The 26,478-nt window shown below is 67.4% G+C and carries 20 protein-coding genes and 2 pseudogenes; 7 read left to right on the top strand and 15 right to left on the bottom strand.

Annotated elements, in window-relative coordinates; genetic code table 11:
* Positions 1–32: 32 nt before the first annotated feature.
* From ACJQWM_RS08255 to merT, 3 genes and pseudogenes are all read right to left on the bottom strand, one after another.
* A complete protein-coding gene (locus tag ACJQWM_RS08255) occupies positions 33–1,379 on the bottom strand; it encodes a dihydrolipoyl dehydrogenase family protein (protein ID WP_332702346.1) in 1,347 nt (448 codons plus the stop codon).
* Positions 1,380–1,488: 109 nt separating this feature from the next.
* Positions 1,489–3,242, bottom strand: a pseudogene (merA, locus tag ACJQWM_RS08250) (mercury(II) reductase).
* Between the two features lie 29 nt (positions 3,243–3,271).
* On the bottom strand, positions 3,272–3,622 hold the full coding sequence (merT, locus tag ACJQWM_RS08240) for a mercuric ion transporter MerT (protein WP_332702343.1): 351 nt from the start codon (positions 3,620–3,622) through the stop codon (positions 3,272–3,274).
* 72 nt (positions 3,623–3,694) lie between these two features.
* On the opposite strand from merT, the gene merR reads away from it, so the two are divergent.
* The 5 genes and pseudogenes from merR (at position 3,695) to ACJQWM_RS08215 (ending at position 5,893) form a co-directional block, all read left to right on the top strand.
* Entirely contained in the window at positions 3,695–4,093 is a 399-nt protein-coding gene (merR, locus tag ACJQWM_RS08235) for a mercury resistance transcriptional regulator MerR (protein ID WP_332702341.1), read from the top strand.
* A 90-nt stretch (positions 4,094–4,183) separates the two neighbouring features.
* Positions 4,184–4,408 (top strand): hypothetical protein, encoded by a 225-nt coding sequence (locus tag ACJQWM_RS08230; RefSeq protein ID WP_332702339.1) that lies wholly within the window; start codon positions 4,184–4,186, stop codon positions 4,406–4,408.
* Positions 4,409–4,617: 209 nt separating this feature from the next.
* Positions 4,618–5,010, top strand: a pseudogene (locus ACJQWM_RS08225) (protein tyrosine phosphatase family protein); the annotation flags it as partial.
* On the top strand, positions 5,007–5,774 hold the full coding sequence (locus ACJQWM_RS08220) for an MBL fold metallo-hydrolase (RefSeq protein ID WP_332702337.1): 768 nt from the start codon (positions 5,007–5,009) through the stop codon (positions 5,772–5,774). The pseudogene ACJQWM_RS08225 and the gene ACJQWM_RS08220, both read left to right, overlap by 4 nt.
* Positions 5,771–5,893 (top strand): hypothetical protein, encoded by a 123-nt coding sequence (locus ACJQWM_RS08215; RefSeq protein WP_330970158.1) that lies wholly within the window; start codon positions 5,771–5,773, stop codon positions 5,891–5,893. The genes ACJQWM_RS08220 and ACJQWM_RS08215 overlap by 4 nt, the downstream gene beginning before the upstream one ends.
* A gap of 473 nt (positions 5,894–6,366) precedes the next feature.
* Here the strand turns inward: ACJQWM_RS08215 and ACJQWM_RS08210 are convergent, their stop codons facing one another.
* The 7 genes from ACJQWM_RS08210 to ACJQWM_RS08180 form a co-directional block, all read right to left on the bottom strand.
* Positions 6,367–6,720 carry a four-helix bundle copper-binding protein gene (locus ACJQWM_RS08210; protein WP_332702334.1) on the bottom strand — a complete coding sequence of 118 codons (354 nt, stop codon included), beginning with the start codon at positions 6,718–6,720 and terminating at the stop codon, positions 6,367–6,369.
* Positions 6,721–6,783: 63 nt separating this feature from the next.
* On the bottom strand, positions 6,784–7,344 hold the full coding sequence (locus ACJQWM_RS08205; RefSeq protein WP_411300883.1) for a DUF411 domain-containing protein: 561 nt from the start codon (positions 7,342–7,344) through the stop codon (positions 6,784–6,786).
* Between the two features lie 8 nt (positions 7,345–7,352).
* The gene (locus ACJQWM_RS08200; RefSeq protein ID WP_332702330.1) at positions 7,353–7,871 is read right to left on the bottom strand and encodes a YybH family protein; all 519 of its coding nucleotides are present in this window, start codon (positions 7,869–7,871) and stop codon (positions 7,353–7,355) included.
* A 19-nt stretch (positions 7,872–7,890) separates the two neighbouring features.
* Complete coding sequence (locus tag ACJQWM_RS08195) at positions 7,891–8,706, bottom strand: c-type cytochrome (RefSeq protein ID WP_332702328.1); 816 nt, start codon at positions 8,704–8,706, stop codon at positions 7,891–7,893.
* A 23-nt stretch (positions 8,707–8,729) separates the two neighbouring features.
* The gene (locus tag ACJQWM_RS08190) at positions 8,730–9,740 is read right to left on the bottom strand and encodes a copper resistance protein B (protein ID WP_332702326.1); all 1,011 of its coding nucleotides are present in this window, start codon (positions 9,738–9,740) and stop codon (positions 8,730–8,732) included.
* A 5-nt stretch (positions 9,741–9,745) separates the two neighbouring features.
* Complete coding sequence (locus ACJQWM_RS08185) at positions 9,746–11,560, bottom strand: copper resistance system multicopper oxidase (protein WP_332702324.1); 1,815 nt, start codon at positions 11,558–11,560, stop codon at positions 9,746–9,748.
* Positions 11,561–11,719: 159 nt separating this feature from the next.
* Positions 11,720–12,163, bottom strand: coding sequence for a CopL family metal-binding regulatory protein (locus ACJQWM_RS08180; RefSeq protein ID WP_332702322.1), 444 nt, complete (start codon positions 12,161–12,163; stop codon positions 11,720–11,722).
* A gap of 315 nt (positions 12,164–12,478) precedes the next feature.
* On the opposite strand from ACJQWM_RS08180, the gene ACJQWM_RS08175 reads away from it, so the two are divergent.
* Together ACJQWM_RS08175 and ACJQWM_RS08170 are read left to right on the top strand one after the other, a co-directional pair.
* Positions 12,479–18,994, top strand: a complete 6,516-nt coding sequence (locus ACJQWM_RS08175) for a PAS domain S-box protein (protein ID WP_332702320.1) — start codon at positions 12,479–12,481, stop codon at positions 18,992–18,994.
* A 130-nt stretch (positions 18,995–19,124) separates the two neighbouring features.
* The gene (locus tag ACJQWM_RS08170; RefSeq protein ID WP_332702318.1) at positions 19,125–21,602 is read left to right on the top strand and encodes a sensor domain-containing protein; all 2,478 of its coding nucleotides are present in this window, start codon (positions 19,125–19,127) and stop codon (positions 21,600–21,602) included.
* Positions 21,603–21,710: 108 nt separating this feature from the next.
* On the opposite strand, the gene ACJQWM_RS08165 is transcribed toward ACJQWM_RS08170, so the two are convergent.
* The 5 genes from ACJQWM_RS08165 to ACJQWM_RS08145 form a co-directional block, all read right to left on the bottom strand.
* Positions 21,711–23,648 (bottom strand): S9 family peptidase, encoded by a 1,938-nt coding sequence (locus ACJQWM_RS08165; RefSeq protein ID WP_332702316.1) that lies wholly within the window; start codon positions 23,646–23,648, stop codon positions 21,711–21,713.
* 133 nt (positions 23,649–23,781) lie between these two features.
* The gene (locus tag ACJQWM_RS08160) at positions 23,782–24,000 is read right to left on the bottom strand and encodes a hypothetical protein (protein WP_332702314.1); all 219 of its coding nucleotides are present in this window, start codon (positions 23,998–24,000) and stop codon (positions 23,782–23,784) included.
* A gap of 180 nt (positions 24,001–24,180) precedes the next feature.
* Entirely contained in the window at positions 24,181–25,314 is a 1,134-nt protein-coding gene (locus ACJQWM_RS08155) for a zinc-dependent alcohol dehydrogenase (RefSeq protein ID WP_332702312.1), read from the bottom strand.
* 213 nt (positions 25,315–25,527) lie between these two features.
* Entirely contained in the window at positions 25,528–25,689 is a 162-nt protein-coding gene (locus ACJQWM_RS08150) for a hypothetical protein (protein ID WP_332702311.1), read from the bottom strand.
* A gap of 119 nt (positions 25,690–25,808) precedes the next feature.
* Positions 25,809–26,435 (bottom strand): DUF4142 domain-containing protein, encoded by a 627-nt coding sequence (locus ACJQWM_RS08145; RefSeq protein WP_332702309.1) that lies wholly within the window; start codon positions 26,433–26,435, stop codon positions 25,809–25,811.
* Positions 26,436–26,478: the final 43 nt, after the last annotated feature.

The raw sequence follows: 26,478 nt of genomic DNA, 5'->3' as shown, positions 1-26,478 counted from the left end.
ATAGTAGCGGCCTCGTCGGTGGCGACACGTTCTCAAACCATGGCACCAATGTCGGACGCACCTGTTGGGTACGCGAACATCGTGCTCTTCAGATCGGCTGCTGTAAGCCCGTGGCGGATCGCGAGCGTGAAGAGGTTGATAACCTCGTCCGCATGCGGACCAACGAGGTGGGCGCCCAGAATCTGGCCGCTATCCTCCTCGACCAGTACTGAAAACCCGTAGACCGGTTCTGCCGCCTGGCGTGCAGTGAACCAGTCCGAGGTCCGTTGCGACTTCACTGTGAACTTCAATCCTCTTTCGCGAGCCTTGGCTTCGGTCAGGCCAACGGTCGCCATGGGCGGGATCGTGAAAACCACGCTCGGGACGCCGCGGTAGTCCGGCCGACGATGGTTTCCATGAAGGAGGTTGGCGACCACCACCTTCGCATCGTGGCTCGACACAGGCGTCAACGGCGGCCCTGCCTGGGCTGCGTCGCCCGCCGCAAAGACCGCAGGATTGGACACGCTCTGCAGGTACTCGTTGAGGGCGAGGCGACCGTGCTCGTGCGCAAGTCCGGCCGCTTCGAGGTCAAGCGATTCGAGTGCAGGCGCTCTGCCCGCCGCATGCACGACCAGATCGGCGTCGACCGCCCAGGTCTGATCGTGCGAGGTGCATTGCACGCGGTAGCCGCTGTCGGTTTTTTCGATCGCAGTGACCGTGGTTTGCAGACGCACATCCACACCGATGGTGTCGAACGAGTCCATCAGCCAGCCGACGAGGTCGGAATCGAATCCGTTCAACAGGCGTGGGCCGCGCTGAAAGACGGTCACGTGCGCACCGGCGCGAGCCGCGATGTGCGAGAACTCGGCAGCGATATAGCCGCCGCCCACGAGCGCGATCCGCTTCGGCAACATCGGCAGGGCAAGAAACTCTTCGCTGGTGATCAGGCACTCTTCGCCAGCAATACCCAGCTCGATCGGCTCCGCGCCCGACGCGATCAATACGTGTTTGGCGTCCAGCGACTCGTCACCGACTTCGATCGTGTTCGGTCCCGTAAACCGGGCTCGACCATGGTAGGTGTCGATCCCCTTTTCGCGGTATCTCTGTTCATGTTTGGCCGGGACGGGATCGGTGAAGCCACGTTTGAACGCCATCAGTTCGGACCAATCGATCTTGACGTCTCCGGCCACGCCTTTGCCCTGCATCCGACGTGCGTGATCGGCGGCGCGCGCTCCACCGACCAGCATTTTCTTGGGATCGCAGCCCCGCAAGGCGCAGGTGCCGCCGAAAGGGCGGTAATCGACGACGGCAACGCGCCAACCCGCGGCGCGTACGCGCGTGGCCGCAACCAGGGCGGCGGTCCCTGTACCGATCACCACGAGATCGTACTGTTTCAACATGGCAGCTCTCCATAACGCTGGCGGCTCGTTGCTGATGACCCTGGCGGCTGTTATTCCCGAGACCTATGTGCGAGACGCGCCAGTGACCGTGTGCGGGCCGAGCTGGCCATCAGCCGGCGCAGCACGACAACTGCGAGACATCCCTGGTGAATGTCTGTGCCGCGAGCTTCAGACCCTCCACCATCGTCAGATACGGGAACAGTTGATCGGCCAGGTCGTGCACGGTCATTCCCGCCCGCAATGCCATCGCGGCGGTCTGGATCAATTCTCCAGCTTCAGGTGCTACGGCCTGGACACCGAGCAGGCGGCCAGTGCCGGCCTCGGCCACTACCTTGATGAAGCCACGCACGTCGAAGTTCACGATCGCACGCGGGACGTTGTCCAGGTTGAGCAGGCGGGCGTCGGTCTGGATGCCGTCGCGCTGCGCTTGCGCCTCGCTGTAGCCCACCGTGGCGACCTGCGGATCGGTGAATACGACCGCCGGCATGGCGGCCAGGTCGAGCACGACGTCGCTGCCGGTCATGTTGAGTGCCGCGCGGGTGCCGGCGGCCGCGGCCACGTAGACGAACTGGGGCTGATCGGTGCAATCGCCGGCGGCATAGATGTGCGGCGCACTGGTCCGCATGCCTGGATCGATGGCGATGGCACCCCGCGCATCGACCACCACGCCCGCCGCGTCCAGTTCCAGGTTTTGTGTATTGGGCGCGCGTCCGGTCGCCACGAGCAATTGATCGGCGCGCACCTCGCCATGCCCGGCGGTCAGCGTGAATTCCCCGTCCGCATGACGGACGCGGTGGACCGACGTGTGTTCCAGCACTTCGATCCCTTCTGCGCGGAAGGCATCGGCGAGCGCCTCGCCGACGGCCGGATCGTCCCGGGAGAGCAGAGTGTTGCGCGCCAGGATCGTGACCTGGCTGCCCAGCCGCGCGAACGCCTGGGCCAGCTCTACCGCCACCACCGACGAGCCGATGACCCCAAGCCGGGCCGGCAGGATCTCGCTCGCCAGGGCCTCGGTGGAGGTCCAGTACGGCGTGTCGCTCAAGCCGGAGATTGGCGGCACCGCCGCACTGGCACCGGTGGCGATCAGGCAGCGATCGAACGCCACCGTACGCTCGCCGCCATCGGTCAGGCGCACGAGCAGGCGATGATCGTCCTGGAAACTCGCTTCGCCCCGCAGCACGGTGATCGCCGGATTGCCGTCCAGGATGCCTTCGTACTTGGCGCGCCGCAGTTCATCCACGCGCGCCTGCTGTTGGGCCAGCAGCCGGTCGCGCCGGATCTTCGGCAGCGATGCTTCAATGCCGCTATCGAACGGACTTACGCGGCGCAGATGGGCAATGTGGGCGGCGCGGATCATGATCTTGGACGGCACGCAGCCGACGTTGACGCAGGTCCCGCCGAGGATGCCGCGCTCGACCAGGGTGACCTGCGCGCCTTGTTCGACGGCCTTCAGCGCCGCCGCCATTGCGGCACCGCCACTGCCGATGATCGCCACGCGCAGCGGGCTGTTTTCGACAGGATCGACGCATGACGCGCAGGTCATGTCGTCACCTTGTAGTGCGGTCGGTTCGGCCATGTGCCGTCTCAAGGCTTGACGGTGGAGGGATAGCCGACGTTCCGGGTCGCCTCGGTCAACGCGCCGACGTCGGTCCTAGCGTCGTCGTACGTCACCACCGCTTCCTTGGGCTCCCAGGTGACCTTGGCCTCGAGCACACCCTCCACCTTGCCGAGTGCCGCTTTCACCGTAAGCGGACAGGTGGCACAGGTCATGCCGGGCACCGACAGGGTGACGGTCCGGGTTGCGGCCCAGGCGGGCGTGCTGAAAGCGGCTGCCAGGGCGATGAGGATGGCGAACTTTTTCATGCGACTCTCCTGTTTCAATAGAACGGCTTTCAGTAGAACAGCGGCACCACGTAGGGAAACGCCAGCGCGACCAGCACCAGAGCACCCACGATCCAGAAAAGGATTTTGTAGGCCCTCCTGACCGCGGGCACGGAGCAGGTTTTCCCCGGTTGGCAGGCCGACATCGGCCGGAAAATGCCGCGATAGGCGAACCACAGCGCGATCAGCGCCGCGCCGATGAAAAGCGGACGGTACGGATCCAGTGCCGACAGATTGCCGATCCATGCCCCGCTGAAGCCGAGCGTGACCAGCACCAGCGGCCCGAGGCAGCAGGTGGACGCAAGGATCGCCGCGATGCCGCCGGCGGCCAGCGCGTTGCGACCTTTGGGAGATTCGTCCAAGGGGTTCCTTTATTTCCGATATCGGTCAGTTGCGCTACGATATCTCCGTAGTCAAGTACGGAGTCAAGCCTCATGTCACGTCCGGAAAACCTGGCCATCGGCGCGTTCGCGAAAGCAGCAGGAGTCACCGTCGAAACGCTCCGGTTCTATCAGCGCAAAGGGCTGCTGATCGAACCGGAAAAGCCGCCTGGCGGCATCCGTCGTTATGGCGCAGCGGACGTCGCGCGGGTCAGGTTCGTAAAATCGGCGCAGCGGCTTGGGTTCACCCTGGACGAAGTCGCACAGCTGCTGAAACTGGCCGATGGCACCCATTGCAGTGAAGCCTCTGAACTGGCCATGCTGCGCCTGACCGATGTCCGGGCCCGCCTGAAGGACCTCAGGCGCATGGAGTCGGCTCTTTCCAGGCTGGTCAAGGAGTGCCACGCACATAGAGGCGACGTGTCCTGTCCGCTGATCGCCGCGCTGTACTGAAGTGTCAGCTCACACCTCACTTCGAGATCACAGTGGGCGCGGTCAGCTATCAAAGCGAGCGGAGTGCTTGCCCAACAGGAAGACAAGATCATGAAACTGTTGAATGCATCGTTGTTACTGGCGTGGTTCGCCCTGCTCTCGGGTGCTGCGCATGCCAGCCAGGGCCCCGGTCCCGGGATGATGAGTGAAGGCATGATGGGCGGCTGGATGATGGCCGGCTGCGTGTTGCTGGGCGTGCTGCTCATCATTTTTCTGGTGCTGGCCGTCGTCGCGCTGATCAAGTATCTACGGAGCGATCGGCACCCCCGACCCTGAGTCGATTGCCGCCCGGAGCCGACCGCAAGGGCGCGCTCAACCTCGTGCTCGCCAGCCTGATCGTCGTGGTCGCGCTTTACATGCTGTACCGCACCGGACTCGAACTCGGCTGGCTGTGACGCCGCCGCCCACGTTCCGACATCCCCAACAGGAGGACACATGACCTCGCCCCTTCCCTTCGATGACGCCCACCCTTCGCGGGTGGACAGCCCACCCTTGAGGAGCTCGCGCAACTCGCACACGACGGCGTGCGCACGGTGACCGACCTGCGCGCGCCCGGTGAAACAGTGGACTACGACGAATCGGCCGAAGCGGCACGGCTCGGCATGCGCTACAGGTCTCTGCCGATCACTGGCGCGGGCGACCTCGACCGCCAGCGTGTCCAGCGCTTCGGACGCATGCTCGACGAGGCACGCGGCGAAGGCGGCGTCCTGATCCACTGCGCGAGTTCCAACCGCGCGGGAGCACTGGTGGCGCTGGACGAAGCGCTCAACCGCGGCCGCCCGCTCGATGTCGCGCTCGAGCGCGGCCGTGCCGCCGGACTCGCGGCGCTGGAGCCGGCCGTCGTCGCACTTGTGCAGCGAGAGGAGGCCACGCGATGAACATGACCCGGCCTATGATCTTTCGGCAACTGTTCGAGCCGGTGTCCTCTACCTACACCTACCTGCTGGGCTGCGCGGAAACCGGCGAGGCCGTGCTGGTCGACCCGGTGATGCCCGCCTGGCAGCGCGACCTCGAAGCGGTCAACGACCTCGGCCTGCGGCTCGTCATGACGCTCGACACGCACATCCACGCCGATCACATCACCTCGGCCTCGCTGCTCAGGCGCGAAGTCGGCAGCCGCATTGCGAATCCGGCGCTCGATTCGCTGCCGTGTGCGGACGTGGGGGTCGAGGACGGCGTCCCGCTGCACGTCGGGGGGCTGCAGCTCGATCCGATGCACACGCCAGGCCATACCGACAACCACTTCGCGATCATCGCCGGTGACCGCGTGTTCACCGGCGATGCCCTGCTGATCGACGGCTGCGGCCGCACCGACTTCCAGAGCGGCGATTCGCACGCGCTGTTCGAAAGCGTGCGCGGCAAACTGTTCGGCCTGCCGGGCGAAATGCTGGTGTATCCCGCGCATGACTACCAGGGCCGCCGGGTGTCCAGCATCGCGCAGGAGAAGCAGCGCAATCCACGGCTCGGCGCCGATCGCACGCTGGAGGATTTCGTCGAGCTCATGGCGAACCTCGACCTGCCGTATCCGAAATTCATCGACCACGCGGTGCCCGGCAATCGTGCTTGCGGCGTCTGCCCGCCCGACCTCCCCGAGCACCTGCGGCAGTATTGCCAGGAGGTGGCGGAGAGCCCGCAGGGATGACGACCCTGTGCCTCACCCGGCGACCGGCAGTGCTGATCGCAGCTGTGCTGCTGCTCGCGGGCTGCCAGAGCGTGCCGGACTCGTCCCGGGCTGCATTCGTCGCCGTGACCGCGTTCTAAACGGCTGTCAACGTGCCTGGCGCCTCGGCTCGCCCGGGCGTCCGAAGCGACGTGCGGACCTGCCGGGATGACCGCCCGCAACATCATCACGAACGTCGCGATGTTGATGCCGGCGCCATCATCAGCCCGCCGCTGCCGCGCCTCCAGGCGCGGATACCGACGGTGCCGCTGCAGCAGGCATCACTTGTCGGCGTGCTCCTTGTGTTTGTCCGTCTCGTGGTGGGCGTCGTGCAGGATGTCGATACCGCCCTTCAGTGCGACTCCCGCAACGGCGACGCCGACGGCGAGGTCGGTCCATGCCTGCCCTGTCCAGAGTACTTTTTCCCAAGCCCGAGCATCTCGCGATGCACACACCTGTAGGAGCGGGCCATGCCCGCGACCGCCAGTCAGGTGACCGGCATCTCGGCCCTTTCTAGCGCACCTCTTGCAACCGGTTGCCGATCGCGGCTGAAGCCGCTCCTACAGGGGTTGTGCTACTGCTTCATGCTTCCGCAGCTTTCGGCGCAGCGACGGCAGATGTCGACGCAGCGCTGCATCTCGGGGTCATCGCCCATGGCCGCGCAGGAGTCGGCGCACTGGCGGCACACCTTCGCGCAGGCGCCGCAGATCACGCCGTGCACCTGCGTGCCACGCAGCATGGCATCGGCGCAGGTCGCGCAGACGTCGGCGCAGGTGGCCATCAGCGCGATGTGCCGGGCCTCGGCGTGCTTGCCGCCCTTGCCCAGGCAGTAGTTGATGGTCTCCAGGCAGATCGCGTGACACTGGGTGCAATCGTCGATGCAGCGGTTCACTTCCTGGCTGCGATGTTCGGCTCGGTGGTGGGACATTGGAGAACCCTCCTGATCGGCGGGCGATCATCGGCGCGCCCGCTTCACCGCCCCTTTTTCCGACTACTTCCCCGTCGGGCCGTGCTGCGCGAAGGGCGTGGTGGTGCCATCGCGGCCGACCAGTTCCACGGTGTACCGATGGACTGTGCCATCGGGGACTTCCATGCCGGGTGAACCCAGCGGCATGCCCGGTACCACCAGCCCCTTGGCGTCGGGCTTCTCGGCGAGCAGGCGTTTCACGTCGGCCGCCGGCACGTGACCTTCGATGAAATAGTTGCCGACCTGCGCGGTGTGGCAGGAGCCCTTCGCCAGCGGTACGCCGACCTGCTGCTTGATCGGGTTGAGGTTGTCGACGTTGCGCACCTCGACCTGGAAGCCGGCATCGCGCATGTGCTCCACCCACAGGCGACAGCAGCCGCAAAACTCGCTCTTGTGCACGACCATGTGCTCGAGTTGCAGCGCCGCATCGTCGGCGGTGGCGGCAGGCTCGACTGTCGCGGCCGGTGCCGAGGGCTTCGCCGCGGCATCGGAGATCACCGTCGGCGGCGTCTGCCGCGCGCAGGCGGGCAGCGCCATGGCGGCAAGCAATAGCGCGCCGGTAGTCAGGGCATGAAGTTTCATCATGTCTCTCCTCAGGATTTCTTCGGTCGCGAGGACCAGTGGATGTGGACGATGCGCCAGCCCTCCGGCGTGTTGTTCAACACGACCGTCTCGGTGCTCAGCAGGGTCATGGGTTTGCCGTCCCTGCTCGCGTGCAGCTCGCTTTCACTGGCGATCCAGGCGGTGTCGCCATCGACGCGTGCGCGTCGGTGGGTCAGCGTGCTGTGGGTACCGGACAGGAATTTGGCATCGGACCGGGCGTGATGGCTCAGGTACTCACTGCGGCTGCGTTCGGCGCCGCCGCTCTCCAGGATGATCACCGACGGATCGAGCAGTGTCTCGACCTCGGCGAAATCGCCGGCGACGAGCGCCTTGCCGAATGCATCGACGACTTCGACCGGCGCCTGCGCAGCGGCAGGCACGTCCATCGCGGCCGTGCTCGCCGCTGCCGGGTGGGCGTGATCGGATGAGGATGGCTGGGTCTGTGCAGGGACGGGCAGGGCCATACCGAGCAGCAGTGCGGCGCTTAGCATCGAGATTGCGGTTTTCATGGGTGCGGTTTCCCTGTGGTCAGTGTTGGTGGTCGTGGCCGTCGCCGGCCTCTGGCGCGGCCGGCTCGGGTGAGGGCGCGGACTGCGGAGCGGGGTGTGATTCGACGGTGCCGTCCGCGTGGCGGTGGGTGGTCGTCTGGTTGGAGGCCGCGGCATGGTGGTCGTCCGCCACACCGGGCGGGTGCGGGTGATCGTCTGTTGCACCCCCTGCCGCTTCACGCCCTTCGTCGTGTGCGGTCCCGGCATCGTGGTGGTCGGCGGACGCGCTTTCGGAGTGCCCGTGCTCCATCGTCTCCCCGCCGCCGTGATCATGGCCGCCGCTGCTGGCGACCAGTGCGTCGTACTGCGCGGCGTCCAGCCCGGGCAGTTCCTGCAGGAACGCGGCCATGTTCCAGACGTACTCGTCGGCCATGCTCTCGCCCCAGGCCGGCATGCCGGTGGCCTTGATGCCGTGCTTGATCACCCAGAACGCCGCGGCCGCATCCACCGCCGCCTTCGACAGGTTCGGCGGCGCCGGGTTCAGGCCCCGGCTCAGCTCGGTCTCGCCCATGCCGGGCGCGAGGTGGCAGCCCGTGCACATGGCGTCGTAGTTGCCCGCGCCCTGGCGGATGCGGGCCGGGTCGGCCAGATCGGGCGGCGGCTGCAGCTCGTCGATGCGCGTTGCGATCGATCGCTCGCGCACCGTTTGCAAGAGTGTGCTGACTGCCTGCGTGTGGTCATCGTCGGCGGCTACGTTGTAGACGCCGGACCATATGACGCCGGCGGTCACGGCCGCGACCGCGGCGATGGCGACAATGCCGCCGATGATCATTGACCTGCTTGTCGTGATTGGCATGTTGTTCCCCTTGGTGTTGCTATCTAGAACCACAGACGAACGCCCGCGACCACGCGGGTGTCGTCGACCGCCTCGCCCTCTTCGCGGTGCAGGTCGGCGGTGCCACCGTACACGCGCTCATGCACCACGCCGATATAGGGCGCGAACTGCCGGGTGAATTCGTAGCGCAGGCGCAGGCCCGCTTCGAGCTTGCCAAGGCCCGAACCGATGCCGCGGCGCGGGTCGTCCTTGCCCCAGGCTTCGGCCTCGATCAGCGACTGCAGGACCAGGCGGTTGGTGAACCGCGTGTCGTATTCGGCCTCCAGGGCGACGCCGGTCTGGCCGGACTCGCCCAGGTAGGCGGTGGCCGAGATCTCGAACATGTACGGCGCCAGGCCCATCACGCCGACCGCGGCGAAGGTCTGCGACGGGTGTTCGCCGAAATCGTGGCGGATGCCGGCCACCGCGTCCCACCAGGTGGCGACGGCGCGGCCATACAGCAGTTCGACATCCGCCGACTCGGTCGTTCCGTCGGTCCATTCGCCCTCGCTGCGTATCCACAGGCGCTCCAGGTCGTTGCCGATCCAGCCGCTGCCTTCCCAGCCCAGTGCATTGCCGTCGTCGGCGTCCCAGGTTTCCAGGCGGTTGAACTGGGCGAACCAGAGAGTCGCGGTGTCGTGGACGCTGTGACCGGCGACGTCGGGGAACGCGGCGGCGCGGTCGGCGGCGGTGATTTCGGGGATCGGCTCGCGCGGCGCGGCGTCCGCCGGTAGATCGGCGGACGTGCCCGGCAGGTCGTGACCCATGGCGGCGTGTCCCATCGCTTCTTGGTCCACCGGCGGCGGGCCTGCCTGGTTGTGGGAGTCACTGTGGGCTCCGTCGCGCTCGTCCTGCATCGGCATCGCGTGCCCGGTGTGCGGGTCGTGTTCGGGTTCCGAAGGCGGCGCGTGCCGGGAGTGCTCGGTCTGCTGCGCAAAGGCGGGCAGGACGCCGCCGGCCAGTGCAATCGCCAGGCCGAGCGCACCTAGGCGCAGACGGCTTTGGGAAGGAATCATGTCGGTCACTCCAGCACCTGCACTTCGCGGAACATGCCCGCTTCCATGTGGTACAGCAGGTGGCAGTGGTAGGCCCATCGGCCCAGCGCGTCGGCGCGCACGCGGTAGCTACGCCTGGTGCCCGGCGGCATGTCGATGGTGTGCTTGCGGACCAGGAAGTTGCCGTCCTCGTCCTCCAGGTCGCTCCACATGCCGTGCAGGTGGATCGGGTGGGTCATCATGGTGTCGTTGACCAGCACGATGCGCACGCGCTCGCCGTACTTCAGTTGCAGGGGTTCGGCCGAGGAGAACTTGATGCCGTCGAACGACCACGCGAAGCGCTCCATGTGGCCGGTCAGGTGCAGTTCGATGGTGCGGCCGGGCGCGCGGCCGTCGGGGTCGGGGAAGGCGCTGCGCAGGTCGGCGTAGGTCAGCACCCGGCGGCCGTTGTCGCGCAGGCCGATGCCGGGGTCGTCGAGTTTCGGCGCCGGGGTCATGGTCTGCATGTCGACCAGTGGGTTGTCGGTCTCGCTGGCGGGGTGGGACTGCATGCCGCCGGCACCATGATTCATGCCGGGATGGTTCATGCCGGAATGGTCCATGCCGGCGTTGGCGCTACCGGACATCGCCGACATGTCGTGTCCACCGTGCTCCATGCCGTGCTCCATGCCGCCATGCCCCATGTCGGCCATCGTCAGCACCGGTTTCGGATCGACCTGCGGCACCGCTGCGCGCAGCCCCTCGCGCACCGCCAGCGTGCCGCTGACGTAGCCGGTGCGGCCGAGGTCCTGGGCGAAGATGGTGAACGCATCCTGCCCGGTGGGCTCGACGATCACGTCGAAGGTCTCGGCCGTCGCGATACGGAACTCGTCGACCGATACCGGCCGCACGTAAAGCCCGTCGGCGGCGACCACGGTCATCTTCAGACCGGGGATGCGTACGTCGAAATGGGTCATCGACGAGCCGTTGATGAAGCGCAGCCGCACCTTCTCGCCGGAGCGGAACAGACCGGTCCAGTTGCCCAGCGACGTGGTGCCATTCAGCAGGTAGGTGTAGGTGTTGCCGTTGACGTCCGACAGGTCGGTCGGGCTCATCCGCATCTCGCCCCACAGCTTGCGGTTCTGCACCGTGTCCGCGAGGCCGTGCTCCTGCACGTCGTCGATGAAGTCGCCGACGGTGCGCTGGGACATGTTGTCGTAGTGCGACATCTTCTTGAGCCGGGAGAACAGCGCGGTGGGGTCCAGGTCGGTCCAGTCGCTCAGCAGCACCACGTAGTCGCGCTCATAGCGGAACGGCTCAGGCTCCAGCGGATCGATCACCAGCGCGCCATAGACGCCGGCCTGCTCCTGGAACGCGGAATGGCTGTGATACCAGTAGGTGCCACCCTGGATCACGTCGAAGCGGTAGGGGTAGGTCTTGCCACGATGGATGCCGTCGAAGCTCAGCCCCGGCACGCCGTCCATGTTGGCCGGCAGCAGGATGCCGTGCCAGTGCAGCGAGGTGGAATGGCCGTGGATGGAATTTTCCGGCAGGCGGTTGGAAACGCGCAGGTTGACCGTGTCGCCCTCGCGCCAGCGCAGCAGCGGCGCCGGCACCGAGCCGTTGACGGTGATGCCGGTGCGGGTGGCGCCGGTGAAATTGAGCGGCGTCTCGCCGATGGCCAAGTCGAACTCGGTGCCGGCCAGCACGGTTTTCTGGCCGAGCGACTTGAGCGCCCAGACCGGCTCCGGCCACAGGCCGAGCCCTGCAATTGCGCCGCCGGCGGCGAGGCCCTGCACGAACCGGCGCCGCGACGGGGTGGCCGGATCGAGCGGTCCGGAACCCGAAGAACTGAATGCCATGTATGACTCCACTGGGGAACGTTGTTTTCTGCCGCGGAACGGCCGCCGCATGCCGGACATGCCGGACATCCGATACGCGGCACGAGCGGGTTGGACCGGGCAGGAACCGGACGCAGCGCACTCAGGTGCTGGACGCGCCACGCAAGGCACCGCAAGGACTCAGCCGATTGGCGGCCGGATCAGATGCGGCAGGACAGGCGGAGGATGGCCGCTCATGAGCGCGCCGGCCTCGCCGCTGTGGCCGACGACCGCCCCGTGCGGCAGGAGGGCCGCGGGCGTCCCCATCGCGAGTTGCAGGCAGGCGCAGCTGCACGCTGACGGTTCGCAGCATCCGGCGTGGGTCTGGTCCGGGCCGTGCTGCATGCCGGAGTCACGAGGCGCGGGCGTCGCTCCGCCCGCGTGTGGACCCGCCTCCTCGTGGCAGGGTCCGGCTGCATGCCCTGCGGCGAGGATATCCGGCGGCGGCGGCGAAAGCCGGGCGTCCTGGACCGCGGCAACGCCACGCTCCAGGGGGACGTGCTCGGCCGACACGGCGTGGCCCGCCCCGTTCAGAAACAGGCTGACGCACAGCAGCAGGCGCAGAAGGATGGCGTGACAAGACATCAGGCCGACACTTTACCCGGAAGCACTTGGCGGTTGCTCACCGATCCGTAAACGTGGCGCTCAGGGGGGCGGTCGCACCGTGCGTATTAGATGCGAGTGCGCCGCAACCGGCTCGCGCCAGCGCGAAGCAGGTTTCAGCATCATCATGTGACGTGAAATTACGCTGTACGGCGTATAACCAAGGGGTTCCCGCCATTTGCCAGCGGAGGCGGCCCTTCGATGAGTGAGCGCAACGCTCGCGATGAGTACGTGAAACCTGTCGCCGGTGCCCGCGAGGCACCGCCGAGCGATGGGGCGTCCGTGGCTGACGGGGGCATGGATCTGGTTGCCGCGGGACGACTGCACGAACTGAGCATGCGCCTGGTCAGCCGCGGCGACCAGGCAAGCCTGTTGCAGGACATCGTCGATGCGGCGGTCGAACTCACCGGTGCCGACGCCGGCAACGCGCAGCTGCTGGAGCGGCATTCCGACGATCACGTGGTATTGCGCCTGAGCGCCAGTCGGGGGCTCGATCTCGCGTTCCAAAGCTACTTCGATCTCGTCGACGGCGCCGATTCTGCATGCGGGGTGGCCATGCAGCACGGCGGACGGGTCGTCGTGGAGGATGTAGTCAGCAGTCCGGTGTTCACCGAGGAAGCACGCCGGGTGATCCTCGATGCCGGGTTCGTGGCCGTGCAGTCGACGCCGATGCGCAGCCGCTCGGGCGAGTTGCTCGGAATGTTGTCCACGCACTACCGCGACCACGCGCCCACCCGCGGCGACCTGCGCCTGATCGACCTGCTGGCGCGCCAGGCCGCCGACTGGATCGAGCGCATGCGGGCCGATGAGCGTGCGCGTCGCAGCGCGCAGCAGCTCCATGCGATCGCCCAGGCGACGCTGGCCATGGGCACGGCGCCGACCATCGAGGCCAAGCTGCAGATATGCACCGACCGGGTGCGCGAGATCATCGGTACGCACCAGTGCGTGATCAGCGTGCGCAACGGCGATGGCGAGGGCGGCGACGGCGGCAACCGCGACGACGATGGCGACTGGTCGCCCGCCGTCACCAGTGTGTCCCTCTCGGACAAGTACCGGCAATCGCGCAATCTCGGGAAGCAGGTGCGCGGCAGCGGCATCTTCGCCGAGGTCGGCCGCAGCAACCGGCCGATGCGGCTGACCCACGAACAACTGCTCGCGCATCCGGCATGGCGCGGGTCCAGCGAGGGTGCCGAGGGCCACCCGCCGCTGCGGGGTTGCCTGGCCGCGCCGCTGATCGGCGGCGACGGGCGCAACATCGGCGTGGTGCAGGTTTCCGACAAGCACGTCGGCGAATTCACCGACGAGGACGAATCGATCCTGGTGCAACTGGCGCAGTACGCTTCGGCCGTGATCGATGCCGCGCAGGGGCAGCAGGCGCTGAACGCCAGCCAGGCGCGGTACCGGAACATCGTCAATCACACCATCACCGGCGTGGTCCAGACCGACGCGGCCGGCCGGATCACCTTCGTCAATCAATGCTGGTGCGAGATGCTCGGCTACAGCGAGCAGGAGATGCTGGGGCTGAACATCACCGACGTCACCGACGCGGTCAGCCTCGCACAGACCGGCGAGGCGGTGCGACGGTTGGCAGAGGGTGGCCCGGCCTTCACCATCGAGAAGTGCTACCGGCGCAAGGACGGTGGCGCGCTGTGGGCCACCAGCAGCGTCAATGCCCTGCGTGGCCCGGACGGCGAATACCTGGGCCTGAGCGCGGTGGTGCTGGACATCAGCAGCCGCAAGCGCGCCGAGACCCTGCAGACCGGGCTGTCCGGCGTGCTGGAGCGCATCGCCAGGGGCGAGCCGCTGCCGGAGGTGCTGCACGCATTGGTCGACGTGGTCGAGGCCGTATCCGAAGACGGGATGGTCGCCTCGGTGCTGCTGCTCGACCGCGACCGCGCGCACCTGCGCCATGGCGCAGCACCAAGCCTGCCGGAGGCATACAACCAGGCCGTCGACGGCATTGCCATCGGCCCAAGGGCCGGCAGCTGCGGCACCGCGGTGTACCGCCGCGAGCCGGTCTACGTGAGCGACATCGCCACCGATCCGCTGTGGGACGACTACCGTGATGTCGCCGTGCCCTGCGGATTGCGTGCGTGCTGGTCCACGCCGATCCTGTCCAGCGAAGACGAGGTGCTGGGGACCTTTGCGCTGTACTACCGCGAACCGCAGGAATCCAGCCCGCAGGACAGCGAGATCATCCGCATCGCCACGCGCACCGCGGCGGTGGCGATCGAGCGTGCACGCGTGGAAGAGGCCCTGCACCAGAGCGGCGAGCAGTTCCGCCGGGCCGTCCAGGACGCGCCCATCCCGGTAATGATGCACGCCGAGGACGGCGAGGTATTGCAGCTGAGCCACGCATGGACCGAGCTCACCGGATACGGACTGCACGACGTCGCGCAACTGCGCTACTGGCTGACCCAGGCCTACGGCAACGACATCCTTGACGCGGTGCGCGGCGTGTTCGACCGCGGCGGCACTCTGGCGACGGACTTCGAGTTCGACACCCGCGCCGGCGAGCGCCGTACCTGGAGCTTCAGCGCCTCCTCCCCGGGCACTCTGCGCGACGGGCGACGGTTCGTGATCGCGATGGCGCTGGACATCACCGAACGCAAGCAGGCGCAGCGACGCAACGAGTTCCTGCTGCGGCTGGACGCGGCGCTGCGGATGCTGGTCGAACCGGAGACGATGCTCGCCGCCGCCGGTGCGCTGTTGCGCGGGCACCTCGATGCCGACCGCGTGATCTTCGCCGAGGTCCACCAGGACGAGGACCACAGCACGATGCTCGGGGATTTCCGGCGCGGCGACATGCCCGCAATGCGCGGCGCCCGGCGTATCGGGGATTTCGGAGGCGCTCTGCTGCGGGCCATGCTCGAGGACCGGGTGTTCACGATCGAGGACGCCGAAACCGATCCACGTATCGCCGGCCACCTCGACCTGCATCGGGCACTGCACGCGCGGGCAAGCCTGTCGGTGCCGCTGCACAAGGGCGGCCGGCTGGCGGCTGTGCTGGCGGTGCACCGCAAGTTCCCTCGCGCCTGGGTCGAAGACGAAACCGAGTTGTGCCGCATCGTCGCGCACCGCTGCTGGGAGTCGATCGAGCGTGCGCGCGTGACCCGTGCGCTGGCCGACCGCGAGGGCCGCTACCGGGCGCTGTTCGATTCTGTCGACCAGGGCTACTGCGTGGTCGAGGTGCTGCTGGACGATGCCGGCGAGCCGGTCGACTACCGCTTCCTCGAAACCAACCCGGCGTTCGTCGATCAGACTGATCTGCACGATGCGGAAGGCAAGACCATGCGGGCACTAGTGCCCGGCCTCGAGCAGGGTTGGGTCGAGGCGTACGCGCGCGTCGCGCTGACCGGCGAGCCGGCCCGTTTCGAGGCATCGGCGGATGCGATGGGCCGCTGGTTCGACGTCTACGCCTGCCGCATCGATGCGCCGCATCTGCGGCACGTCGCAATCCTGTTCCGCGACATCAGCGGGCGCAAGCGTGAGGAACTCAACCTCGAGTTTCTGTCCAGGGTCAGCCGTGAGCTGTCGGTACTGACCGACGCCCACGCGATCATGCGCACGATCGGGGCCATGATGCGCTTGCACTTCGGTCTGCTCTGGCTGACCTTCGGCGAGGTGGACGAAGCCGCCGAGCATCTGAGGCTCGTCTACCGCACGGAGGGTGCGCAGCCCGAGATCGGACCCGGGCCGCACCGTTTCTCGGACTTCGTCAGCAAGCCGTTCCTGGAGGCGTTGCGCGCCGGTGAAGTCGTCGTGGTCGACGATGTCGCCAGCGATCCGCGCACCGTCGATCTCTCCGAGGCATACATGGAGCACGGAGTGAGGTCGCAGGTGGTGGTGCCGTTCTTCAGTGAGGGACACTGGAAATTCGTGCTGGCCGCGCACCGCGACCACGTCTCGAATTGGCAGTCCGGGGAGGTCGACCTGCTGCGCGAGCTGACCGCACGCATCCACCTGCGGCTCGAGCGCGCCGATGCCGAGACTGCCTTGCGCAAGAGCGAGCGCCGGTTCGCCTCCATATTCAACCAGGCCGGCGGCGGGATCTCCTACACCGATGTCGATGGCCGCTTCAGCATGGTCAACGATCGCTACTGCGAAATCGTCGGGCACAGCCGCGAGCAGTTGATCGGCATGTGCATGCAGGACCTGGTCCATCCCGAAGACCTGCCGGTCAGCAATGTCCTGTTTGAGCGCATGCTCGACAACGGCCAGGCGTTCGCCGTCGACCAGCGTTGTGTGCAAGCCGACGGCGGCATGGTCTGGGTCAGCAGCGATGTCTCGCCGATCAGAAATGACAGCGGCGCGATCATCGCGGCGATGGCGGTCACCCAGGACATCACCCAGCGCAAGCGGGTCGAGGATCGTGACCGCCTGCTGGTGGCGGTCGACGATGCCGCGATGCCGCTGTCGGACCCCGACGAAATCGCGCTGGCGGTGGTCCGTGTGCTCGGCGAGCACCTCAAGCTGGACGGCGCGGCCTATGTCGAGGTCGACGCCGATGAGGACTGGGAAACGGTGGTCGGCAACTACAGCCCCGGGCTGCCGAGCATCGCGGGGCGTTTTCGCCTGTCGGATTTCGGCGAGGTCCTGCACGATGCGATGCGCGCCGGACGGCCGTTCTGGGAGGATGATGTCGAGCACGAGGGGCTCACCGAGCAGCAGCGTGCGCGCTACGCGGAACTGCAGATCCGCGCGATCCTGGCCGTTCCGCTGCGCAAGGACGGTCGGCTGGTGGCGACCATCAGTGGTTACCAGGGCACGCCGCGGGCATGGAGCGACGATGAAATCGAATGGACCCGGCTGGTGGCGAACCGGTGCTGGGAGTCCATCGAACGCGCGCGCGCGATGCGTGGCCTTGCCGAAAACGAGGAGCGCCTGCGCGTCGCGCTCGACACCGGCCGGCTGGGCTCGTGGGAGCTGTGCCTGCCGGGACGGGAATTCAGCGGCGACGAGCTGTGCCGCGCCCACCTCGGCCTGCCCCCCGACGCGCCGCTGGACTACACCCGCTTTCTCGATCAACTGGTGCACCCCGACGACCGCGAGCTCCTGAAGCGCCAGGTGATGAAGGCCGTGACCCAGGTGGAGGATTTCGACGCGGAGTTCCGAGCGAACTGGCCCAATGGCAGCCTGCACTGGATCATCGCGCGCGGCCGCGTGTTCTACGACCCCGCCGGCGAGCCGACCCGGGTCGCCGGCGTCAGCCTGGACATCACCGACCGCAAGCGCGTGGAGGAGGCGCTACGGGTCAGCGACGAGCGCGCATCGCTGGCGCTGACCGTGGCTAAGCTCGGCACCTGGAGCTGGGAGCCCGCGCCGGGCACGATCCGCGTGGATGCGCGCACGCGCGAGATCTGCGGCCTCGAACCAGACGCCTCGCCGTCGCTGGAGGAGATCGCCGCCCGCATTCATCCCGGGGACCGGCCGCGCGTGATCGCTGCGTTGAAGGCCGCGACGCGACCGGAGGGTGACGGCCGCTATGGCGAGGAGTTTCGCTGGGTCCACCGCGACGGCAGCATCCGCTGGGCCGTGTCGCGCGGGCAGACGCTGTTCGACGAGGCCAACAGCGACCACGAGCGCGATGACGAGTCCCCGCGCCGGCCGCTGCTGATGCTCGGATCGGTGCTCGACATCACCGAGCGCAAGCAGACCGAGGAATCGCTGCGCGACATCGACCGGCGCAAGGACGAGTTCCTGGCGACGCTGGCACACGAGCTGCGCAACCCGCTCGCGCCGATCCGCAACTGCCTGCACATCCTGCGGATGAAGCACGACGACGAGCCCGACGCCGCCCAACTTCACGAGATGATGGAACGCCAGGTCAAGCACCTGGTGCGGCTGGTCGACGACCTCATGGAGGTCTCGCGCGTGACCCGCGGCAACATCGAGCTGCGCTGCGAGCGGATCGACCTGTCGGAGGTGGTGCGCAACTCAGTGGAGACCAGCAAGCCACTGATCGATGCCGGCCAGCACCACATCGAGATCGACCTGCCGGACGAGCCGTTGCCGCTACACGTCGATCCGGTGCGGATGTCGCAGGTGTTCGCCAACCTTCTCAACAACGCGGCCAAGTACAGCCACAGCGGTGGCCGGATCAGGCTGGCCGCCCGCCGCGAGGGCGATTGCGTGGTGGTCTCGGTGCGCGACAACGGCCTGGGCATTGCGCCGGACATGCTGCCGCGGGTGTTCGACATGTTCGCGCAGATCGACCAGTCGCGGGGCTACGCGCAGGGTGGGCTGGGCATCGGCCTGACCCTGGTGCGCAGCCTGGTCGCGCTGCACGACGGGCAGGTCGAGGCGCGCAGCGAAGGCCTCGGCCATGGCAGCGAATTCGTGGTCCGCCTGCCGCTGCACACGCCTCGCGCGGTGGCGGCCGGCCCCACCGCACCTGAAGGCGACGGCAGCCAGCAGATGGTGCACCGCATTCTGGTGGTCGATGACAATCATGAGAGTGCCGACTCGCTGGCGCTGTTCCTGCGCATTTCCGGCCACGAGGTGCGTGCGGCCTATGGCGGGTCGGACGGGATCGAAGCCACCGCATCGTTCCGGCCCGACGTGGTGCTGCTCGACCTGGGCATGCCGCAACCGGACGGGCACGAGGTGTGCCGACAGCTCAGGCAGCAGCCCTGGGGCGCGGACATCGTGTTGATCGCGGTGACCGGCTGGGGCCAGAGCGAAGACCGGCGCCGCAGCGAGCAGAGCGGGTTCGATGCGCATGTGGTCAAGCCGGTCGAGCCGGCCGCCCTGATGGCGCTGGTGGATTCGCTGCGGCGGCTCAAGCACCGCCAGCGCGCAGCGCCTTTGTAGGAGCGCCCCATGGGCGCGATTGCCTTACTACGCATGGCACGGTCGCGCCCATGGGGCGCTCCCACAGGCACGGGCGCAAGGTCACAACCCATTCACCACAGCTGCCCCCGGGTGGGACTAGATTGGCGACATGGATGCCGATCGCGACCGCTCCGCCGACGCAAACGATCTACGCCCCGCGACAAGCGCGCTGCTGGACCAGGCGCAGGCGCAGTATCGCTTCCTGTTCGACCACAATCCGATCCCGATGTGGGTGTTCGAGCTGGAGACCTTGAAATTCCTGGCGGTCAATGACGCGGCCCTGGAGCACTACGGCTACGGCCGCGGCGAACTGCTCGAAATGACCGTGCTGAACATACGCCCGCCCGAGCACAGGCAGGCCATGCGGGACGCGGCGCAGTCGGACGCCGCGCACGTGCAGGGACGCGTGTGGACTCATCGGCGCCGCGACGGCAGCACCCTGCGCGCGGAGATCCACCTGCACGATGTCGAATTCGACGGCCAGCCGGCGCGGCTCGTGGCCGCCCACGATGTGACCGAGCGCGAGTGCAGCGAGCAGCGTTTCCGGCTGATCGCGCGCGCCACTAGCGATGCCATCTACGACTGGGACATCGTCAAGGACACGCTGTGGCTCAGCGACAGCTTCTACAGCGGCTTCGGCCATGACCGGGAACAAATGCCCTCGGCCACGCAGACATGGCAGTCGCTGATCCACCCTGGCGACATCGAGGCGGTCCGGGCGAGCCTGCAGCGCGTGCTCGCCTCCGACCGGCTTGAGTGGGAGCACGAATATCGGTTCCAGCGAGGCGACGGGAGCCATGCCGAGGTGCTCGATCGCGGCTTCCTGATGCGCGATGCCCGCGGCGCACCGATCCGCATGGTCGGCGGCATGCTCGACCTGACCGAGAAACACCGCGTGGCGGCCGAGTTGCGCCTGCTGCGCCGTGCGGTGGAGAACACCGACAGCGGGATCGTGGTCACCGATGCGGTCGCCGAGGACCACCCGATCGTCTACGTCAACCCGGCGTTCGAGCGGATCAGCGGCTACGACGCCGATGAAGTGCTGGGCCGCAACTGCCGTTTCCTGCAGGGCGAGGACCGTGACCAGCCGGCGCTTGCCGCCGTGCGCCATGCCCTGGCCGAGGGGCGCGGTACCACGGTCACGATGCGCAACTACCGCAAGAACGGCGAGCTGTTCTGGAATGATTTCCATCTCGATGCGCTGCACGACGAACAAGGATGCGTGACCCATCACGTCGGCGTCTTGGCCGATGTCACCGAGCGGCATCGCTATGAGGAGCAACTCGCCTGGCGCGCGACCCATGACGACCTGACCGGCCTGCCCAACCGTGAGCTGCTGCTGGACCGGCTGGGGCAGGCAGTGCGCAATGCCGCGCGTTACCGGCGGCAGGTGGCGGTGATATTCGTCGACCTGGATGACTTCAAACTGGTCAATGAGAACCTCGGGCACGGCGCCGGCGATGCGGTGCTGCGCACCATCGCCAGGCGCCTGTCGGCGCTGGTGAGCGACACCGACAGCGTCGGCCGGTTCGGCGGCGACGAGTTCGTGATGGTGCTCAACGAGGTTTCCGACCGGCGCAGCCTGGACCAGGTGCTCGAGCGCGCGACCGCGCAGGTGTCCGAACCCATCGAGATCGAGGGAGTGAGCTACACGCTGACGCCGAGCATCGGCTACTGCACCTATCCCGAATCGGGCACCACCGCCGAGTCGCTGCTGATCCGCGCCGACCTGGCGATGTACCAGGCCAAGCGGCAGGGCCGCAACCGTGCGGTGCCCTACCAGCCGGAGTTCGACAGCGAGGTGTCGCAGCGGTTGCGGTTGATCTCGCGGCTGCGCGAGGCGCTGGCGCGCGAGGAGTTCTGCCTGGTGTTCCAGCCGATCTTCTCGCCGCTGGGGCGGCCGCTGGGGCTGGAGGCATTGCTGCGCTGGGAGCATCCGGAGTTCGGCGAGCTGCCGCCGGGCCAGTTCATTGCGGTGTGCGAGGAAAGCGGGTTGATCGTCGAGATTGGCCGCTGGGTGCTGATGGAAGCGGCGCGGCATCACCGCATGCTGGTCGATGCCGGGCTGGGGCACGTGCGGTTGGCGGTGAACGTGTCGGCCGCGCAGTTCACCGAGGACCTGCATGCCGATGTCGTGCGCGCGATGCAGGCCGGTTCGCTGCCGCCCGGCGCGCTCGAGCTGGAACTGACCGAGAGCGTGATCATGGCCCACCCCGAGCGCGCGATCGACACGATGCAGCGCCTGGCGACCTTGGGGGTGAGCATCTCGATCGACGACTTCGGTACCGGTTACTCCAGCCTGGCCTACCTCAAGCGCCTGCCGATACAGCGCCTGAAAATAGACCGCTCGTTCGTGCGCGACCTGCACGAAGACGCCAACGACCGTTCGATCTGCCAGTCGGTGATCAGCCTGGCCCAGTCACTCGGCCTGGATACGGTGGCCGAGGGCGTGGAGACGCAGGAGCAGCTCGACTGGCTGCGGCAGCATGGAATCGGCGAGCTGCAGGGGTTCCTGCTGGGACGGCCGGGCTCGTTCGAGTCGGTCGTGGACAAGCTGCGCAACGCCGGCAGCGCTGCCCAGGCGTAGGGTGGGCACGCTCTTGCGGCCGGCGACGGTGGGCACGAAAAGCGTGCCCACCCTACGTTCTTGCGACGATTGGAGCTCGCAAGCCGTAGCCAGGGCGCTGCGGCGGAATCAGACGTCGGCTCTCTGCCCGGCCCAGCGCTGCACCCAGTCGGTCAGTCGGCGGTGGTAGTCGACTCGGTGGCTGGGCTTGCCGCTGCCGGACAACGAGTGGCTGCCGCCGGGATAGACCACCATCTGCACCGGCGATTTCGAGCAGCGGATCAGGTTGGCGAACAGCTCTTCGGCCTGGCCAAGCGGACAGCGCTGGTCGTCCTCGCCTTGCAGGATCAAGGTCGCCGCGCCGACATCGATGCAGTACTTGACCGGCGACAGGGCGTGGTAGCGCTCGCGCACCTCGTTGATCTCACCGTCCATTGCGTACGGGCTGACGTAGTAGCCGCTGTCGGACGAGCCCGCATGCGATTCGATATTGCTGACCGGTGCCGATACCACCGCGGCCTTGAACACGTCGCACTGGCCGATCGACCACGCGCTCAGGAAGCCGCCGTAGGATTTGCCGGTACAGGCCAGGCGCTCGTCGGCCAGGCCTTCGTCCTGCAGCGTCCGGATGACCGCCAGATACTGCGGCAGGTCGAGTTCGCCCCAGTGGCCGCGCAGGCGCCGCGCGAACTCGCCGCCGTAGCTGCCCGAGCCGACCGCATGCGGCGACAGCACCGCCCATCCGCGCGAACACAGGGCATACCAGTGCACATGCGCGGCATAGTCGATCAGGGTGTAACTGTGCGGGCCGCCGTGCATGTCGACCAGCAGCGGATAGGGACCGGACGTTTCCTCCGGCGGCAGCAGCAGCCAGGCCTCGATGATTTCGGTGCCGCCGTTGCCATCGGGCACCTCGAACCCGCGCTTGGACACCCGCGGGCGGCTGCGGCGGGCAAACCAGGCGCGGTTGAAAGCGCTGTGGCGCTGCTCGTCCCCGCCGTCCCAGCGCGCCGAATGCACCTCGCAGGGTCGGCGCATGCTGGCGACGCCGAACAGCAGCCGGTCGCGGTGCTGTGCCAGTTGCAGCACGTGGCGCAGGTCGGCGTGCAGGCGCCGGGTAGGCCCGCCGCGCACGCCGACGATGGCGATTTCCTGAAGGCCGCGGTATGCGGCGATGACCGCCAGCCGGTCGCCGTCGGGGTGCCACAACGGGTTTCCGGTGGCTATTTCGAGCTCCCGGTCGAGACGCTCCAGCGAGCCCTGGGCGACTTCGAGCAGCCACAGCCCCAGCAGCGAGTCGCCTTCGCGCTCGCTGCCAACGAATGCGATCCAGCGCCCGTCGGGCGACCAGGCCGCGCCCTGGACCGAAGCGAGGTCGTGCGTGACCTGTCGTGCGTTGGCACCGTCGGCATCGGCCAGCCACAGGTCGCTGCGATGGCGCTCCCGGCCGGCGCGCTTGCGGGTGTACGCCAGCGAGCGGCCGTCGGGTGACCAGGATCCCCCACTGACGTCGAAGTCGCCTTCGACCAGCGCGGTGAGCGCGCCGCTGTCAGCATCCAATGCGCACAGATGGCTTCGATGGCCGGTCGAGTAGCCGCTGCCGTCGAGCTTGTAGGGCAGGAAGTTGGCGACCACCGGGCCTTCGGCCGGCGGGTCTGCCGCGGGCGCATTGCGGTCTTCGCACCAGTCGACCTGAACGGTTGCGAGCAGCCGGTGGCCGTCGTGGGACCAGCCCAGGATCGATTGGATGTGCTCGTCGGTCAGCGCGGCCGCCTCACCGCCGTCGAGCGGGAGCAGGTGGACCTTCGTGCTGTTGCCATCGCGCCTCGACAGGAAGGCGAGGGTGCTGCCGTCGGGGCTCAGCCGCGGCGACTGCGCGCTGAATGCGGGCGAGGTGAGCGGGCATGGATCGTCGCCGGCCGCGATCCGCCACACCATCGATTCGTAGTGATCGGCTTGCTGCAGGGCGCGGCTCACCAGGACCACTGCACGGCCGTGGCTGGCCGACCCGTCGAGGGCCTGCAAGGTGCGGTGGCGGTAGAGGTCTTCGGGCTCGAAACGCTTCATGAGGTCCTTCTCGCAGCGTTGTCGAGATGTCCTGCCTGGGGCGTGTCTTCAATGCCCGCTCGCCGCCGCCCGCTCGCCGCCACATAAAAGAACGCCCCGGGACAGGGGCCCGAGGCGTTCGACAGTGGCAGGCTTAGCGGCGCTGCGTGCGGTCTTGTTCTTGTTCTCGATTGATGCCCTGGCCCTGCTGTGGCTCGCTCTGGCCCTGGCGGCCCTGGCCCTGCTGTTGCTCGCTCTGGCCTTGACGGCCCTGGCCCTGCTGCTGCTCGTTCTGGCCCTGGCGGCCCTGGCCCTGCTGTTGTTCATTCTGGCCCTGGCGGCCCTGACCTTGTTGATCGCGTTGATTAGCCATGACGTGCTCCGATTGTGGGGTTTCGCCGGCAAGGTGCCGACACTGGAATGTCGCAATTCGCGTGCCACAAGACGAGCCTTCGCAGAGCGTGCCAAATCCGACGGAGCGGTGAACTTATTGCCTGCAGGACCAATGTTTCCGACCGCTGTTTTCTGGGCCGCAGCTGCCGTCGACACAACGTCAACCTGGCGTCAACACGATCTTGCGGCAGTCGTCCTGCTTTTCGTTGAACATCTCGTAGCCGCGCGCCGCTTCCGACACCGGCATGCGATGGGCGATGATCACCTCCGGCTTCAGGTTGCCCATCTGGATTTGCTCCAGCAGCTCCGGCATGTACTTGAGCACGTGGGTCTGTCCCATCTTGAAGGACAAGCCCTTGTCGAACGCGTCGCCGAACAGGAACGCGTGGATGAATCCGGCGTACACGCCGGGCACGCTGACTGTTCCGCCGCGTCGCGTGCAGGCGATCGCCTGGCGCAGCACCTTGCTGCTGCTGCCTTCGATCTTGAGCTTGGTCATCACCGTCTCGGTCGTGCTGCCCTTCGCCTCGAAACCCACCGCATCGATCGACGCGTCGACGCCGCGGCCCTGGATCGCGTCGTTGATGAGCTGTGCCGGGTCGTCGTGCTCGTCGAAGTCGATCGTTTCCACCCCGTAGGTTCGCCTGGCGAAATCGAGCCGGTAGGGGTGGTGGTCAACCATGAAGATGCGCTCGGCACCGAGCAGCCGCGCGCAGGCCGCGCTCATGTAGCCGACCGGCCCGGCGCCGAAGATCGCCACGCTCGATCCCTGGGTGATCCCGGCATTGACCGCGGCCTGGTAGCCGGTGGGCAGGATGTCGGACAGGAACAGCACCTGCTCGTCGCTGAGTCCGTCGGGCAGCTTCAGGGTGTTGGTGTCCGCGTACGGCACGCGCACGAACTCGGCCTGGCCCCCGGGCACGCCGCCATACAGATGGGAATAGCCGAACATCGCGGCGGTCGAGGGGATGTCCTTCTTGTTGAGGATCGCGCCACGGTCGGGATTGGAGTTCTCGCAGGCGGCGGTCTGCTCGCGCTCGCAGAAGAAGCACTGGCCGCAGGCGATGTTGAACGGGACCACCACGCGGTTGCCCTTCCTGAGCCCGGTCACGCCCGGGCCGACGTCCTCGATGACGCCCATGAACTCGTGGCCGAGGATGTCGCCATCCTTTACCAGTGGGATGCTGCCGCGGTACAGGTGCAGGTCGGATCCGCAGATGGCGGTCGCAGTCACCCGCAGCACGACGTCCTGCTCGTACTGGAGGATGGGGTCGGGGACGGTTTCCACGCGCACGTCGTGCGCGCCTTAGTAGGTCAGGGCCTTCATTGCGCTCCCTTTGCCGGGGGTCAGAAAAAGGGTCGCAAGGGACGTGCCATGCCCGCGGCGCAAAGATCGGCTGTGCGGGGAGCGGCTGCGGAAGAAATTTCCGGAGGAAAAAAGGAGCGTCCCAGTATTTCCTGAAAAAGGCGCGCGCCCCGGGAGGGGAGGGCGCGCGCGCCTTTTACATCAACGCTGTTGCTTTTTGGAACTGCTGCTACCAGCGCTCTTGGCCTGCTTGCTGCCCTGCGATCCATTGCGGCCGCTGCTGCTCTGGCTGTCCTGCTTCTGGCTGCTGCCACCGGCACGCTTGGTGTGCTGGTTTTCACCCTGCGGATTGTTGTTCGGCATGGTCGCTCTCCGGGAGCTGTGGATACGCCTCGGGATGAGGCGATCTGGATGTCGCAACTCCCGTGCCAGCGAGCCTTCGAGCTGTCCGTTGGCCCGGAGGGCCCGATCTGGAATCGTGACTAGTGCGCCAGCGCGCCCGGCTGCGGGCCGGCATCGTCCGCATCCTCCGGGTTGGTCTGGCCGAGCTCGTGGTCTGGAGCTCCGCCGTGCATCCCGGGTCGCACCGTCGCCAGCAGAGCATCGATCTGCTCGGTGTGGCCTCGCAGCATGCCCAGTGCGTCCTCGACCAGGGCGAGGGTCTGCGGCTCGGTGGCGGTGCGTTCAGCCCGCTGGTAAAGCGCGATCGATTGGGCATGGCCACGATGCATGTGCTCCAGCCAGGCAGGGTCGAACGCGTCGCTCGACAGGCGCTCGAGCCGGTCGAGCCGGATCTGGTGCGCCAGTCCCGGCTCGCTCGACGGCAGGCCGCTGGCTTCGGCCAGGGCTGCATTGGAGGCGATGTGGTCCTGCTCGATGCGCTCGGCCAGGCGCCGCAACTCCTCGTCATTAGAGCGCTCCTGCGCAAGCCGGCCCGCGGCGACGGCCGCCACGCCGGCACGCAACGCCTTTGCATGGAAGGCCAGGCCGGGCCGCGGCGACTGGCGGCGCGCCCGCGTGGTCGGGCCGGGCGAAGCCAGCATCAACGCGCCGACCACGCTGGCGGCGAGCACGCCGCTGACGGCCAGACAGGTACTTAACTTTTTCATGGGATCTCCGGGTTCGGGAGGAGGGGAAGGGCTTGCAGCCGCC

The sequence above is a fragment of the Novilysobacter longmucuonensis genome, assembly GCF_046600735.1.
Lineage (GTDB): Bacteria > Pseudomonadota > Gammaproteobacteria > Xanthomonadales > Xanthomonadaceae > Novilysobacter_A > Novilysobacter_A longmucuonensis.
The sequence above is the reverse complement of the archived record's forward strand: the minus strand, read 5'-3'. Positions and strand labels throughout refer to the sequence as shown.